Below are 12549 nucleotides of genomic sequence, written 5' to 3' on the forward strand. Positions count from 1 at the left end.
GCCGCCGGGCAGCCGTGCCCTTCTCGACCTCAGTGACGCAGACGGTAGCCGGTCTTGAAGATCCAGCTCACCACCAGCACGCAGGCCAGCAGGAAGCCGAGGATCATGCCGATGCTCAGGCCGAGGTTGACGTCGGCGACGCCGAAGAAGGCCCAGCGGAACGCGCTGATCAGGTACACCACCGGGTTGAACAGGGTCAGCTTCTGCCACAGTTCCGGCAGCATGCTGATCGAGTAGAAGCTGCCGCCGAGGAAGGCCAGTGGCGTGACGATCAGCGCCGGCACTACCTGCAGCTTTTCCCAGCCATCGGCCCACACGCCGATGATGAAGCCGAACAGGCAGAAGGTGACCGCCGTCAGCACCAGGAAGACCAGCGCCCAGACCGGATGCGCCACCTCGAAATCGACGAACAGGCGCGAGGTGGCGAAGATGATCAGGCCGAGAATGATCGACTTGGTCGCCGCCGCGCCGACGTAGCCGAGCAGGATCTCGAAGAACGACACCGGCGCCGACAGTAACTCGTAGATGGTCCCCGAGTACTTGGGCATGTAGATGCCGAACGAGGCGTTGCCGATGCTCTCGGTGAGCAGCGCCAGCATGATCAGGCCGGGCACGATGAAGGCGCCGTAGCTGACGCCGTGCACCTCGGTCATGCTCGAACCGATGGCCGAGCCGAACACCACGAAGTACAGCGAGGTGCTGATCACCGGAGTGGCGATGCTCTGCAGCAGGGTGCGCCAGGTGCGGTGCAGCTCGAACAGGTAGATGGACTTGATGGCGTAGAGGTTCATACGCGCTCCTTTTCGTGGACCAGGCTGACGAAGATGTCTTCCAGCGAGCTCTCGCTGGACTGCAGGTCCTTGAAGTCGATGCCGTGCTGGGCCAGGTCCTTGAGCAGCTCGGCGATGCCGGTGTGCTCGCGCTGGGCGTCGAAGGTGTAGACCAGCGCATGGCCCTCGTCAGCCAGCTCCAGGCCATGGCTGGCCAGCTCGGCCGGCACGCAGGACAGCGGGTGCTTGAGCTGCAGGGTCAGCTGCTTCTTGCCCAGCTTGTGCATCAGCACGTGCTTGTCCTCCACCAGGATGATCTCGCCCTTGCGGATCACCCCGATGCGGTCGGCCATCTCCTCGGCTTCCTCGATGTAGTGGGTGGTGAGGATGATGGTCACGCCGCGCTCGCGCAGACGGCGGACCATGTTCCACATGTCGCGGCGCAGCTCGACGTCCACGCCCGCGGTGGGCTCGTCGAGGAACAGGATCGACGGCTCGTGGGAGAGCGCCTTGGCGATCATCACCCGGCGCTTCATGCCGCCGGACAGTTCGAAGATCTTGGCGTCACGCTTGTCCCACAGCGACAGGTCCTTGAGCAGTTGCTCCAGGTACTCGGGATTCGGTTTCTTGCCGAACAGGCCACGGCTGAACTTGACCGTGGCCCAGACGCTTTCGAACACGTCGTTGACCAGCTCCTGCGGCACCAGGCCGATGGCCGAACGCGCAGCGCGGTAGTCGGCCTTGATGTCGTTGCCGGCCACGCGCACTTGGCCTTCGCCCGGATTGACGATGCCGCAGATGATGCTGATCAGGGTGGTCTTGCCGGCGCCGTTGGGGCCCAGTAGGGCGAAGATCTCGCCCTGGCGGATATTCAGGTTGATGTTGCTCAGCGCCGGATGGCCGGACTTGTAGGTCTTGCTCAGGTTCTCGACGGAAATCACCGATTCCACGGTTACTCCTTAGCCAGGCAGTAAAAACAGAAGCGCGATTGTACGCCGATCAGCTCTCCTCGACGCGCATACGCAGCTGCTGCAGGCCCTGCTCGAAGTCGCCGCCGACCATCTTGTCCATGTTGAACACCAGGCCCATGGCCTTGCCGATGAAGCCGTTGCGGCCGGTCATGCTCCAGTTCACCCGCGTGCCGGAGCCCTCGGGCTGAAAGCTGAACTCGGCCAGGTTGCTGGCACGGAAGGGTTCGAGGAACTCCAGCTGGATCAGCACCCGCTCGCCCGGCACGCTTTCCAGGATGGTCGCGCTGCCCTTACCCACTTCCTTGTTGCCAGCCCAGTGCTGGGTGGCGCCGACGCCGCGCTCGGCGCCCGTGTAATCCACCTTCATCGCCGGGTCGCGACGCGCCCAGGGCGACCAGTGCGGCCACTGGTGGAAATCCTCGATCTGCGCCTGCAACGCAGCAGGTGGCGCCTGGATCAGCGCCGAGCGCTCGACGCGGAACTGGTCCGGGCGCGTGGCGATGAACACCGCCAGGCCGGCGACCAGCAGTACCAGGATCATCAAAATGCTCATGCTTCTCTTCCCTTGCATAGTTGTTGTCTCCTGCGGGGCCCGCGCGAACAGGCCCCGTTCACCTCAAGGCTGCAGCTCGAACAGCGCCTGGCCGCTCTCCGGGTCGAAGGGCGCGGAGAAGTGGTCATGCACGATGCGCCACTGCCCGCCAATGCGCCGGTAGCCCTGGGTCACGCGCATCCAGCAGTTGTGCGTATTGCCCTCGGCATCGCTGCCGCCGCAGTGGCAGAGGAAATGGCCGAAACCGACATCGCCCTCGCCCCACTGCTGCAGCTGGTGCACCTCAAAGGTCACCGGCCCCGGACACATCTCCAGGCAGGCATTCCAGTGCGCCTTGTAGACCTCGCGGCCCTTGAACTGCAGCTGCAGGATGGCATCGAAGGCGACCAGATCGTCGGCGTAGTGGCCGAGGATGGCGTCGACGTCGCGGGCCTGGTTGGCCGCTTCCCAGCTGCCGACCAGGGTTTTCAGTTCGCTCTGTACGTTGCTCATGGGTTCGCTCCTCGCGCTCAGGCGCAGCAATCGTGTTTGGTGGGTTTGCCGCCGTCGTACTGGTCGTGCAGGCGCACCCAGTTCAGGCCCTTGCCCTCCAGGTTGGCCATGCCGTCCCAGCCCTCGCCACGACCGAAGGGCGTGAGGTCGAGGAAGTGATGGGCGTTCATCAGGATGTCCAGGCCACGGGCGTAGGTGGAATAGGTATGGAACACCTGCTCGCCATCGCGCAGGAACACACTGGCGCCGGGCAGTTCGCCCTTGACCATGTCCAGCTGGCCCATGCGTTTAAGTTCGGCTTCGTCCTGGTAGTTGTACTCGACCGGCGCCTGGCTGGCGTCGATGGTGACGTGGAAGTCGTAGTTGAAGCGGCTGCCAAACGACGAGTACCAGGGCAGCTTCCAGCCCATACGTTTCTTGAAGGCCTCCAGCTCCGCCAGCGGCGCGTTGGAGACCAGCACCAGGTTGGTGTCGCGGGCATGCAGGTGGGCCGGGTGGCCGATGTTGTCGGTAAGGAAGGAGCAGCCGGGGCAGCCCTCGCCTTTGTCGCGGTGGTACATAAAGTGGTAGACGATCAGCTGACGGCGCCCGGCGAACAACTCGGCCAGGCCGACCTCGCCCTCGGGGCCGGTGAAGCAGTAGTCGGCAGTGACCTCCACCATTGGCAGCGCGCGGCGCTGCACGTTGAGCGCGTCGAGCTGGTGGGTCAGGGCCTTCTCCTGTTCCAGCAGTTGGCGGCGCGCGGCCAGCCACTCCTCGTGGCTGGCGACTTTCGGATATTCAGGATTCATCGCAACTCCTCCCTACATGGATGGCACCCTCCTCCCTAATAAGAAGAGGGGAAAGCCTCAGACCTGCAGCTGGCGCACCGGCCGCACCTCGACGCTGCCGACCCGCGCTGCCGGGATGCCGCCGGCGATTTGCAGCGCCTCGTTGAGGTCGCGCGCCTCGATCAGATAGAAGCCGGCCAGTTGCTCCTTGGTCTCGGCGAAGGGGCCGTCGGTGATGCTCAGCTTGCCGCCGCGCACGCGCACGGTGGTGGCGGTGGCGACCGGCTCCAGCGGTTCGGCGGCGAGCATGCGCCCGCTCTGCTGCACGGTTTGCGCGTAGTCCAGGCATTCGGCATCGCGCGGGCTGTCCGGTGAGTCGTGCAGGACCTTCTCGTCGCTATAGATAAGGCACAGGTATTTCATCGCTCTCCTCCCTGGCAGCGTTTTTCGCTGCGGTCATCCATTGGTCGAGCGGCGCATCGACAATTCGACAGGGCCGCGAGAAAAATTTTCAGGCGCTCGGCAACTCGGCCAGACGGCGCTCGAGAAACAGGCGATCGGCGCCCTGCTGGCTCAATTGCAGGGCCCGCTGGTAGGCGCTACGTGCCTCGCCCCAGCGGCCCAGGCGACGGTTGAGATCGGCGCGCGCGGCGTGGGCCAGGTGGTAGTCACCCAGCTCGCCACGTTCGAGTATGGCCTCGACCTGGCGCAAACCGGCCTCGGCACCGTCGCGCATGGCCAGGGCCACGGCGCGGTTGAGTTCGATCACCGGCGACGGCGCGGCGCCCTGCAGCACGTCGTACAGGCCGACGATCTGCGCCCAGTCGGTGGCCTCCACGCTCGGCGCCTCGGCATGCACGGCAGCGATGGCGGCCTGCAGGCAGTAAGGGCCGATCTCACCGGAGGCGAAGGCGGCCTGCACCTGCGCCTCGCCCTCGGCGATCAGCGCACGGTCCCACAGGCCGCGGTCCTGCTCTTCCAGCAGCACCGGCTGGCCCTCGGCATCGCTGCGTGCGGCGCGGCGCGACTCCTGCAGCAGCATCAGCGCCAGCAGGCCGCGCACTTCGGCCTCCGGTAGCAGCTCGCAAAGCAGGCGACCGAGACGGATGGCTTCGGCGCACAGGTGTTGGCGGGTCAGGCTCTCGCCGCTGCTGGCGAAGTAGCCCTCGTTGAACACCAGGTAGACCACCCGCAGCACCGCCTCCAGCCGCTCGGGCAACTCGCGCCGGCCCGGCACCTCATAAGGAATGCGCGCGTCGCGAATCTTGTTCTTGGCGCGCACGATGCGCTGGGCAATGGTCGGCGGGGTGGCCAGGAAGGCGCTGGCGATTTCCTCGGTGGTGAGGTCGCAGACTTCGCGCAGGGTCAGCGCCACCTGGGCGTCGGGCGCCAGGGCCGGGTGGCAGCAGGTGAAGATCAGGCGCAGGCGGTCGTCTTCCAGCAACTCGCCATCCCAGGCTTCGCCGCCGACCGGCTCGTCCACATCGTCGAGGGCCTGGAAGCGCGCTTGGCGACGCAACTGGTCGATGGCCTTGAAGCGCCCGGCGGACACCAGCCAGGCGCGCGGGTTGTCCGGCACGCCCTGCTCCGGCCACTGCTCCATGGCGGCACGGAAGGCTTCGTGCAGGGCCTCCTCGGCCAGGTCGAAGTCGCCCAGCAGGCGAATCAGGGTGGCCAGTACCCGGCGCGACTCCTCGCGGTACAAACGCGTCAGCAGCGCCTCGCTGTTCAGATCCATCTGCGCTCTCGTCGTGGTGATTGCCCGACTGAGCCTACTCATGGATCGCGCCGGCGGCCACCGGATCGACGGGCGGTCGCCGCCCTATAAATGCAAAACCCCGCCGGAGGGCGGGGTTCTGTCGAGCGCGAAAGCTTACTCGGGCTGGGCCACCAGCGCCTCGCTCGGATTGCGGTGCCACTGCGGCAGCAGCGAGCCGATGATCATGCCGGACAGGCTGAACAGCAGACCGGCCAGTTGCGGCGGCCAGAAGGCCTCGTCGGTCAGGCTGTATTCCAGGTACAGCCAGGAACTCAGGCCGAAGACGATGGCCAGCATGGCGCCCTGGGTGGTGGCACGCTTCCAGAACAGGCCGGCGAACAGCGGTACCACGGCGGCGACCAGGGTCACCTTGTAAGCGTTACCGACCATCTCGTAGATGCTGGCGTCGGAATACATGGCGAAGGTCAGGGTGGCGGCGGCGCAAACCACGATGCTGATACGCATGGCCAGGAGGAACTGCTTGTCGCTCATCACCGGCACGAAGCGCTTGAGCACGTTCTCGGTGAAGGTCACCGACGGCGCCAGCAGGGTGCCGGAGGCGGTGGACATGATCGCCGACAGCAGCGCACCGAAGAACATGATCTGGGCGAACAGCGGCGTCTTCTCCAGGATCAGGTGCGGCAGGATCATCTGCGAGTCTTCGGCCAGCCAGCGCTTGACCATTTCCGGATCGATGATCGAAGCGGCGTAGGCCAGGAAGATCGGCAGCATGCAGAAGCACAGGTAGAAGGCGGCACCGAACATCGAGGCGCGCGCGGCGATGTTCTCGGTCTTGGCCGACATCACGCGGGCGTATACGTCCTGCTGCGGGATGGAGCCGAGCATCAGGGTCACCGCGGCGCCGATGAAGGCGACGATGTCCTTGGGCTCGAAGCTGTGCATGAAGGTGAACTTGCCTTCGCTGGCGGCCTTGGTGATGACCACGTCGGCACCGCCGGCCATGTCACCGATCAGCCAGGTCAGGTAGATCAGACCGGCGACGATGATCAGCATCTGGAAGAAGTCGGTCAGGGCCACCGACCACATGCCACCGAACAGGGTGTAGAGCAGCACGATGAAGGTGCCCAGCAGCATGCCCTGGGTGGTGCTGATGGCGCCATCGGAGATCACGTTGAACACCACACCCAGCGCGGTCAGCTGCGCGGCGATCCAGCCCAGGTAGGAGAAGACGATGACCAGACTGACGATCAGCTCGACGTTGCTGCCGTAGCGCTTCTTGAAGTAGTCGCCGATGGTCAGCAGGTTCATGCGATACAGCGGGCGGGCGATGATCAGGCCGACCAGCATCAGGCAGCCGAAGGAGCCGAACGGGTCTTCGATGATCCCGGCGAAACCTTCCTCGATGAAGGTCGCAGGAATGCCCAGTACTGCCTCCGAGCCGAACCAGGTGGCGAACACCATGGCCGCGACGATCGGGAAGCCCATGCTGCGTCCACCTGCAGCGAAATCCTTGGAGTTCTTGACCCGGGTAGCGGCGTAGAAGCCGATGCCCACGGTGACCAGCAGGTAGAGCGCAACGAACCAGATCAGCATTGTTATCCCGTCCAGATACATCGGTCCGCGCGGTGGTCTTGGTGCAAGGCAGTGACCGGCGGACAACAGGTGGTGTTTTGTTATTGATTTCGGGCAATCGCGGGCGGGGTTGGAACCGGGCCTGCGACGCGGTGGCGCAGTCTGGCAAAATCGTAAAATATGTCAAACGAAAATGACGAAATGCCTGAACATTTAGACGAGAGTCAGTCGAGATACGTCGATAAGCCCCTGAGAAAGCATGCTTTTTGCTACCGTAATCTATCGACACAGTTTTATATTTTTGACACTAAGCTTCTCGGCACCCGCAGCCCGCAGCCCGCGTCCTAGCCGCCCCGCCTTGTAATAGACAGTTACGCCCGGCGCATACTCATTGCTTGAGCCGGAGGGCCTCCTCCGGGATACTGCACGCCGATTTGCGCACCCGACCTGCCATACTGCGGATGCGCCCAGCGGCCAATGGATTGCCTTCAGTAGAGAGACGAGGAGCCATCGTCTGATGATGAAAAGAAGCGACTGGATCTGGACCGTCATAGGTTTGGCCGCAGTCGTATTTTCCTGCTACCTGCTCTACAAGGAGATACGCACTATCTCCCTGGACGAGCTGTCCGACAGCCTGCACGCCATTCGTTCGCACAACTGGCTGATGGCCGCCGGGGCGACGCTGGGTGCCTACTTCGCCCTCGCCTGGTACGACCGCATCGCGATTGCCCACCTGGGCAAGAAGATCTCCTGGTGGTTCATCACCCTCTGCTCCTTCACCACCTATGCCCTGGCCCACAACATCGGCGCCTCGGTGTTCTCCGGTGCCGTGGTGCGCTACCGCGCCTATAGCAGCAAGGGTCTGATCCCCGCCGAGATCGGCGTGCTGATCGTGTTCTGCTCCTTCACCTTCGCCCTCGGCGTGCTGTTCTCCGGCGGTGCGGTATTGCTCTGCAAACCCGACCTGATCCAGCGTGTGGTCGATGTCGGGCCCTGGATCTCGATGGCCATCGGCCTGATCCTGCTCGGCCTGGTGGCGCTCTACGTGCTCGGTTCCTGGCGCCAGTTCAAGCCGTGGAAGTGGGGCAAGCTGCATGTCGAATACCCGCGCCTGGGCATAGTCGCCCGGCAGTTGCTGGCGGGTCCGCTGGAGTTGGCCTGCGCTGCGGCGATCATCTATTTCGCCCTGCCGACTGAAGGCAACCCGGGTTACCTGGTGGTGCTCGGCGTGTTCCTTGCCTCCTTCTCCCTGGCCCTGCTGTCCCACGCACCGGGCGGCCTCGGCGTGCTGGAAGTGACCTTCCTCGCGGCGATGCCGGAGCTGCCCAAGGTCGACGTGCTGGCCGCGCTGATCGTGTTCCGCGCTTTCTATCTGCTGCTGCCGTTCGCCCTGTCACTGCTGGTGGTGGTGGGCTTCGAATGGAGCCAGTGGAGCCAGAAGCGCCTGCGGCGCAGCTGAGGTGAATATGGTCGAGGCCGGTATGCACAGCATCGAGCGGATCTACCCGCCGGACCTCGACCCCGACAACCCCGCCGACCAGGCCACCCTGCGCATCCACCTGGAGCGCTACGAGTTCGCCGCCAGCCATCTGAGCGGCAGCCGCGTACTGGATATGGCCTGCGGCTGCGGCTACGGCACGGCCCTGTTGGCCGAGCGCCATCCGGACAAGCAGGTGACCGGCGTCGATATCGATCCCGACGCCATCGCCTACGCCCAGCGTCACTATCGCCTGCCCAACCTGAACTACGTCTGCGCCGACGCCGAAGCCTTCGCCAGTGAGCAGGGCTTCGACAACATCGTCAGCCTGGAGACCATCGAACACCTGCCCCATCCGCCGCGCCTGGTAGCCAACTACGCGCGCCTGCTGGCCAGCGGCGGCCGGGTGATCGCCTCGGTGCCGATCACCCCGACCCTGGACGGCAACCCGCACCACCTGCACGACTTCAGCCGGCGCTCGTTCCTCGCCCTGTTCCGTCGCCATAGCCTGCGGGCCGGCGTGCAGGAGCTGGAGCAGATCCAGCACTGGCAGTTCCGCGGCCTGTTCTCCAAGCGCCCGGACCACGCCAAGCAGCATCGCTCGGAAGGGGTCGGCAACGCAGTGCTCGACTACTACCGGCGCCACCCCACCTACCTGCTCGCGCGCCTCGCCGCGATGCTGCGCTACGGTTTCAGCAACCGCTACCTGACCTGCCTGTTCACCGCCGAATAGCCTATTCCAGAGCGGTCCAGACCAGCCATTACTGGCGTCGATGGTCACCATCAGGACGTTCGACTTCTGTCTCGGCGCTGCGTGAGTACCCTTTGCTCCGTAGCCACTTTCCGCCCCTTCGAGGAGCCCGAGATGAAAAAGCAACTGATCGCCAGCCTGATCCTGTCCACCCTGACCAGCGTCGCCTTCGCCCTGCCGGGCGGCGAGCAACCGCCACTGACCGAGCAACGCACCAGCAAGAAGCCGGTGAGCCTGTTCGAACTGAGCAAGAGCCGCCACGACCAGCAGCCCTTCGCGGCCAAGTCCGAGCAGAGCCAGCAGCTGTTCGCCAAGGGTCAGCAACGCAAGCCGCACAAACCGCGCGGCTGATAGCAGGCACCATCCGAAGCCCGGCAGACGCCGGGCTTTTTTATTGCGCCGGCAACTGCGGCGGCAGGCGGTAGATCCAGATGCGCTTGAGCACGCCGGCGAACTGATCGGACAGCCAGCCGGTGTTGTAGACCTGGCCATAGCGCGCGGCAATCTCGCGCACCTGTGGCGCCAACTCGGCATAGCGCCGCGCCGGCAGGTCGGGGAACAGGTGGTGTTCGATCTGGTGGCTGAGGTTGCCGGTGAGGATGTGGAACAGCTTGCCGCCCTGCAGGTTGCTCGAGCCGCGCAACTGGCGCAGATACCAGTGGCCACGGCTCTCCCCCACCACCGAATCCTTGGTGAACACCGCGGCGCGTTCGGTGAAGTGGCCGCAGAAGATCACCAGGAAGGTCCACAGGTTGCGCAGCAGGTTGGCGAGCGCATTGCCGGCCAGCACGGCCAGGGCATTGGCACCGATAAGCAGCGCCAGCAGCGGGAACAGCGCGTAGTCCTTGAGCCACTGGCGCAGCAGCTTGAAGCCGAACTGACGCAGCAGCGGACGCACTTCCGCGCCGCTGATGCGGCCCTTGTACCACTTGTCCAGACGCAGATGCTGAATGGCCACGGCGTACTGGAACAACAGCGCCTGCAGCGTCACCCACAGCGGCTGCCAACGGTAGAACGGCTTCCAGCGCTGCTCCGGGAACAGACGCAGCAGGCCGTAGCCGACGTCGTCGTCCATGCCGATGACGTTGGTCCAGGTGTGATGCAGGTGGTTGTGGGTGTGCCGCCAGAAGTCGCCCGGGCCGACGATGTCCCACTCGTACTGGCGCCCGCGCAGCTCCGGATCGTTCATCCAGTCGTACTGGCCGTGCATCACGTTGTGGCCCAGTTCCATGTTCTCGAGGATCTTACCCAGGCCCAGCAGCAGGCTGCCGAGCAGCCAGGTCGGCGGGAACCAGCCCAGCATCAGCAGCGCACGGCCGCTCCAGCAGCACAGCCGCACCACGCTGCGCACCCGCCGGATATAGCGCGCATCGGCCTCGCCGAGGTCGGCCAAGGTGGTGCGGCGCAGCGCGTCCAGTTCACCAGCGAAAGCCTCCAGCTCGGCAGGGGTCAGCTCACGGTCCAGTCGCATGGTGGCTCTCCTAGAGATCGATTTGCACATCGCCCAGCGGCGCACTGACGCACAGGCGGATCGGTTGGCCCGGCTCGGCGAAGGTCGTGCCGCTGCGCAGGTCGCGCACCGCACCGCCGAGCAGCAGGCAGGTGCAGCTGGCGCAGATGCCCTGGCGGCAGCCATGGGCCGGGCGCAGACCACTGGCCTCAGCCTGCTCCAGCAGACTGCGACTGCTATCACCCGCCGCCTGCAGGCGACTGCGGGCGAAGTCCAGGCGCACCGCCGAGCCCGGCTCGCTCAGCCGCTGCAGCGGACTGAAGGCCTCGACCTGCAGGCCGCCGCCCCAGCTCTGCCGCACCGCCTCAATGAAACCCGCCGGACCGCAGGCCAGCAGCTCGAAGCCACTCATGCCGAGCAGGTGCGCCGCCTGGAAGCGCCCACCGAGCACACCGGGTTCTGGCTCCTGGCCGGTCAGTAGCCAGCGCACCTGCAGGTTGGGGTGACGTAGCATCAGTTGCTGCAGCTCCTCGCGGTAGGCGCACTGGCCCGCCTCGCGCACGTAATGCAGCAGCGTTACCGGCGCCGCATAGCCCTGCACCAGCGCCGCGCGCAGCAGGCCGAGCAGCGCGGTGATGCCACTGCCGGCGGCCAGCAGGCCGACGCCGGCGCCCTGCTCTGGCCAATACAGCTCGCCATCGGCCTGGCCCAACTCCAGCAGCGCCCCCACCGGCAAATGATCGAGGATGTGATTGGACATCCGTCCGCCCGCCTGGCGCCGCACGCCCAATTCGATCAGCCCGCCCGCATCCACCCGGGTCAGGCTGTAGCTGCGCCCGTGGCGCACGCCATCCATCTCTAGATACAGCTGCACGTGCTGACCGGCACGCCAACCCCGCGCATTGCCGTTGCAGCGCAGACGCACGGCGAGCAGATCGTCGCTGACCCACTCGCGCCCCACCACAGGGGCAAACACGCGATTCAGGCGCCAGGCCGGATGCAGCCAGGCCAGCACGACATCGACTTCCGCCTCGCGCAGCCAGCCACGCGCCACCAGGACGCGTAAAGGGCGCAGCAGCGGCGACAGGACGCGCACGAGACGCATGGGGAACAGGGGCATCGGCAAATTCCAGTGAACAAGTGTTCACAAAATGCCAGAAGCATGCCAATTCAGTCAACACTTGTTCACTGAACGTCATTCGACGCCGGTAAAACGCTTTTGTTAGAGTGCGCCGCAGTCCTTTAGCCGTCCGAACCCATGCCACCACGCGCCGAACAAAAACAGCAGACCCGCCAGGCCCTGATGGATGCCGCCCGCAGCCTGATGGATAGCGGACGCGGCTTCGGCAGCCTGAGCCTGCGCGAAGTCAGCCGCACCGCCGGCATCGTGCCCACCGGCTTCTACCGCCACTTTCAGGACATGGACGAGCTGGGCCTGGCCCTGGTCGCCGAGGTCGACGCGACCTTCCGCAGCACCCTGCGCGTGGTGCGCCGCAGCCAGTTCGAGATGGGCAGCATCATCGAAGCCAGCACGCGCATCTTCCTCGATGCGGTGAGCGACAACCGTAGTCAGTTCCTCTTCCTCGCCCGCGAGCAGTACGGCGGCTCGCAGCCGGTGCGCCAGGCCATCGGCCGCCTGCGCCAGCAGATCACCGACGACCTGGCCGCCGACCTCAAGCTGATGAGCCGCACCCCGCACCTGGACGATGCCGCGCTGGACGTGGTCTCCGACCTGGTGGTGAAGACGGTGTTCGCCACCCTGCCCGAGCTGATCGACGCGCCCGCCGAGGCGCTGCCGGCGCACCTCACCCCCGAAGCGAAGATGACCCAGCAGCTGCGCTTCATCTTCATCGGCGCCAAGCACTGGCGCGGCCTGGGCCACGGCCGCGAGTGACCGCACCACAAAGCAGCAATTAGCAATCAAAAGCACCAAAACAAGGCATCGCCAAGCCCCAATTTCTGGCATAGCGCCGCCAGCCGTGGGCCGGGCAGGCTTGGCAAGGGCCTTGCTCTAGCGACAGGG

At 65.3% G+C, this 12549-nt stretch carries 14 protein-coding genes; 4 read left to right on the plus strand and 10 right to left on the minus strand.

Translation table 11 applies throughout. The annotated features are described in order from the left end of the window. Positions 1-29: 29 nt before the first annotated feature. The 8 genes from IP89_RS07955 to IP89_RS07990 form a co-directional block, all read right to left on the minus strand. The gene (locus tag IP89_RS07955) at positions 30-791 is read right to left on the minus strand and encodes an ABC transporter permease (RefSeq protein ID WP_043308841.1); all 762 of its coding nucleotides are present in this window, start codon (positions 789-791) and stop codon (positions 30-32) included. Continuing rightward, the gene (locus IP89_RS07960; RefSeq protein ID WP_043308842.1) at positions 788-1720 is read right to left on the minus strand and encodes an ABC transporter ATP-binding protein; all 933 of its coding nucleotides are present in this window, start codon (positions 1718-1720) and stop codon (positions 788-790) included. The genes IP89_RS07955 and IP89_RS07960 overlap by 4 nt, the downstream gene beginning before the upstream one ends. A gap of 49 nt (positions 1721-1769) precedes the next feature. Beyond that, a complete protein-coding gene (locus IP89_RS07965; RefSeq protein WP_043308843.1) occupies positions 1770-2294 on the minus strand; it encodes an SRPBCC family protein in 525 nt (174 codons plus the stop codon). 63 nt (positions 2295-2357) lie between these two features. Then, complete coding sequence (locus IP89_RS07970; protein ID WP_043308844.1) at positions 2358-2786, minus strand: nuclear transport factor 2 family protein; 429 nt, start codon at positions 2784-2786, stop codon at positions 2358-2360. 17 nt (positions 2787-2803) lie between these two features. Further along, positions 2804-3577 carry a DUF899 domain-containing protein gene (locus IP89_RS07975; protein ID WP_043308845.1) on the minus strand — a complete coding sequence of 258 codons (774 nt, stop codon included), beginning with the start codon at positions 3575-3577 and terminating at the stop codon, positions 2804-2806. A gap of 57 nt (positions 3578-3634) precedes the next feature. After that, the gene (locus tag IP89_RS07980; RefSeq protein ID WP_043308846.1) at positions 3635-3979 is read right to left on the minus strand and encodes a YciI family protein; all 345 of its coding nucleotides are present in this window, start codon (positions 3977-3979) and stop codon (positions 3635-3637) included. Positions 3980-4067: 88 nt separating this feature from the next. After that, positions 4068-5294 carry an RNA polymerase sigma factor gene (locus IP89_RS07985; protein WP_043308847.1) on the minus strand — a complete coding sequence of 409 codons (1227 nt, stop codon included), beginning with the start codon at positions 5292-5294 and terminating at the stop codon, positions 4068-4070. A gap of 135 nt (positions 5295-5429) precedes the next feature. Continuing rightward, on the minus strand, positions 5430-6869 hold the full coding sequence (locus IP89_RS07990) for a sodium:solute symporter family protein (RefSeq protein WP_043308848.1): 1440 nt from the start codon (positions 6867-6869) through the stop codon (positions 5430-5432). A 496-nt stretch (positions 6870-7365) separates the two neighbouring features. On the opposite strand from IP89_RS07990, the gene IP89_RS07995 reads away from it, so the two are divergent. The 3 genes from IP89_RS07995 to IP89_RS08005 all read left to right on the plus strand — a co-directional run bounded on the left by IP89_RS07995 (position 7366) and on the right by IP89_RS08005 (position 9427). Beyond that, positions 7366-8307, plus strand: coding sequence for a YbhN family protein (locus IP89_RS07995; RefSeq protein WP_043308849.1), 942 nt, complete (start codon positions 7366-7368; stop codon positions 8305-8307). Positions 8308-8314: 7 nt separating this feature from the next. Beyond that, positions 8315-9058, plus strand: coding sequence for a bifunctional 2-polyprenyl-6-hydroxyphenol methylase/3-demethylubiquinol 3-O-methyltransferase UbiG (locus tag IP89_RS08000; RefSeq protein WP_256203123.1), 744 nt, complete (start codon positions 8315-8317; stop codon positions 9056-9058). A gap of 132 nt (positions 9059-9190) precedes the next feature. Next, positions 9191-9427 carry a hypothetical protein gene (locus tag IP89_RS08005; protein ID WP_043308850.1) on the plus strand — a complete coding sequence of 79 codons (237 nt, stop codon included), beginning with the start codon at positions 9191-9193 and terminating at the stop codon, positions 9425-9427. A gap of 40 nt (positions 9428-9467) precedes the next feature. Here IP89_RS08005 and IP89_RS08010 read toward each other — a convergent pair whose 3' ends face one another. Both IP89_RS08010 and IP89_RS08015 read right to left on the minus strand, forming a co-directional pair. Beyond that, positions 9468-10547 (minus strand): fatty acid desaturase, encoded by a 1080-nt coding sequence (locus IP89_RS08010; protein ID WP_043308851.1) that lies wholly within the window; start codon positions 10545-10547, stop codon positions 9468-9470. Positions 10548-10557: 10 nt separating this feature from the next. Then, a complete protein-coding gene (locus tag IP89_RS08015) occupies positions 10558-11646 on the minus strand; it encodes a flavin reductase family protein (protein ID WP_043308852.1) in 1089 nt (362 codons plus the stop codon). A gap of 138 nt (positions 11647-11784) precedes the next feature. On the opposite strand from IP89_RS08015, the gene fabR reads away from it, so the two are divergent. Beyond that, a complete protein-coding gene (gene fabR, locus IP89_RS08020) occupies positions 11785-12420 on the plus strand; it encodes an HTH-type transcriptional repressor FabR (protein WP_043308853.1) in 636 nt (211 codons plus the stop codon). Positions 12421-12549: the final 129 nt, after the last annotated feature.

Origin of the sequence: Pseudomonas sp. ML96 (assembly GCF_000761545.1) — a bacterium.
GTDB lineage: Bacteria > Pseudomonadota > Gammaproteobacteria > Pseudomonadales > Pseudomonadaceae > Aquipseudomonas.

Excerpts from the sequence above, each read along its gene's own strand:
- fabR (WP_043308853.1), top strand. The coding sequence starts at position 11,785 with ATGCCACCACGCGCCGAACAAAAACAGCAGACCCGCCAGGCCCTGATG.
- IP89_RS08000 (WP_256203123.1), top strand. The coding sequence starts at position 8,315 with ATGGTCGAGGCCGGTATGCACAGCATCGAGCGGATCTACCCGCCGGAC.
- IP89_RS07970 (WP_043308844.1), bottom strand. The coding sequence starts at position 2,786 with ATGAGCAACGTACAGAGCGAACTGAAAACCCTGGTCGGCAGCTGGGAA.
- IP89_RS07955 (WP_043308841.1), bottom strand. The coding sequence starts at position 791 with ATGAACCTCTACGCCATCAAGTCCATCTACCTGTTCGAGCTGCACCGC.
- IP89_RS08015 (WP_043308852.1), bottom strand. The coding sequence starts at position 11,646 with ATGCCCCTGTTCCCCATGCGTCTCGTGCGCGTCCTGTCGCCGCTGCTG.
- IP89_RS07985 (WP_043308847.1), bottom strand. The coding sequence starts at position 5,294 with ATGGATCTGAACAGCGAGGCGCTGCTGACGCGTTTGTACCGCGAGGAG.
- IP89_RS07980 (WP_043308846.1), bottom strand. The coding sequence starts at position 3,979 with ATGAAATACCTGTGCCTTATCTATAGCGACGAGAAGGTCCTGCACGAC.
- IP89_RS07975 (WP_043308845.1), bottom strand. The coding sequence starts at position 3,577 with ATGAATCCTGAATATCCGAAAGTCGCCAGCCACGAGGAGTGGCTGGCC.
- IP89_RS08010 (WP_043308851.1), bottom strand. The coding sequence starts at position 10,547 with ATGCGACTGGACCGTGAGCTGACCCCTGCCGAGCTGGAGGCTTTCGCT.
- IP89_RS08005 (WP_043308850.1), top strand. The coding sequence starts at position 9,191 with ATGAAAAAGCAACTGATCGCCAGCCTGATCCTGTCCACCCTGACCAGC.
- IP89_RS07990 (WP_043308848.1), bottom strand. The coding sequence starts at position 6,869 with ATGCTGATCTGGTTCGTTGCGCTCTACCTGCTGGTCACCGTGGGCATC.
- IP89_RS07995 (WP_043308849.1), top strand. The coding sequence starts at position 7,366 with ATGATGAAAAGAAGCGACTGGATCTGGACCGTCATAGGTTTGGCCGCA.
- IP89_RS07965 (WP_043308843.1), bottom strand. The coding sequence starts at position 2,294 with ATGAGCATTTTGATGATCCTGGTACTGCTGGTCGCCGGCCTGGCGGTG.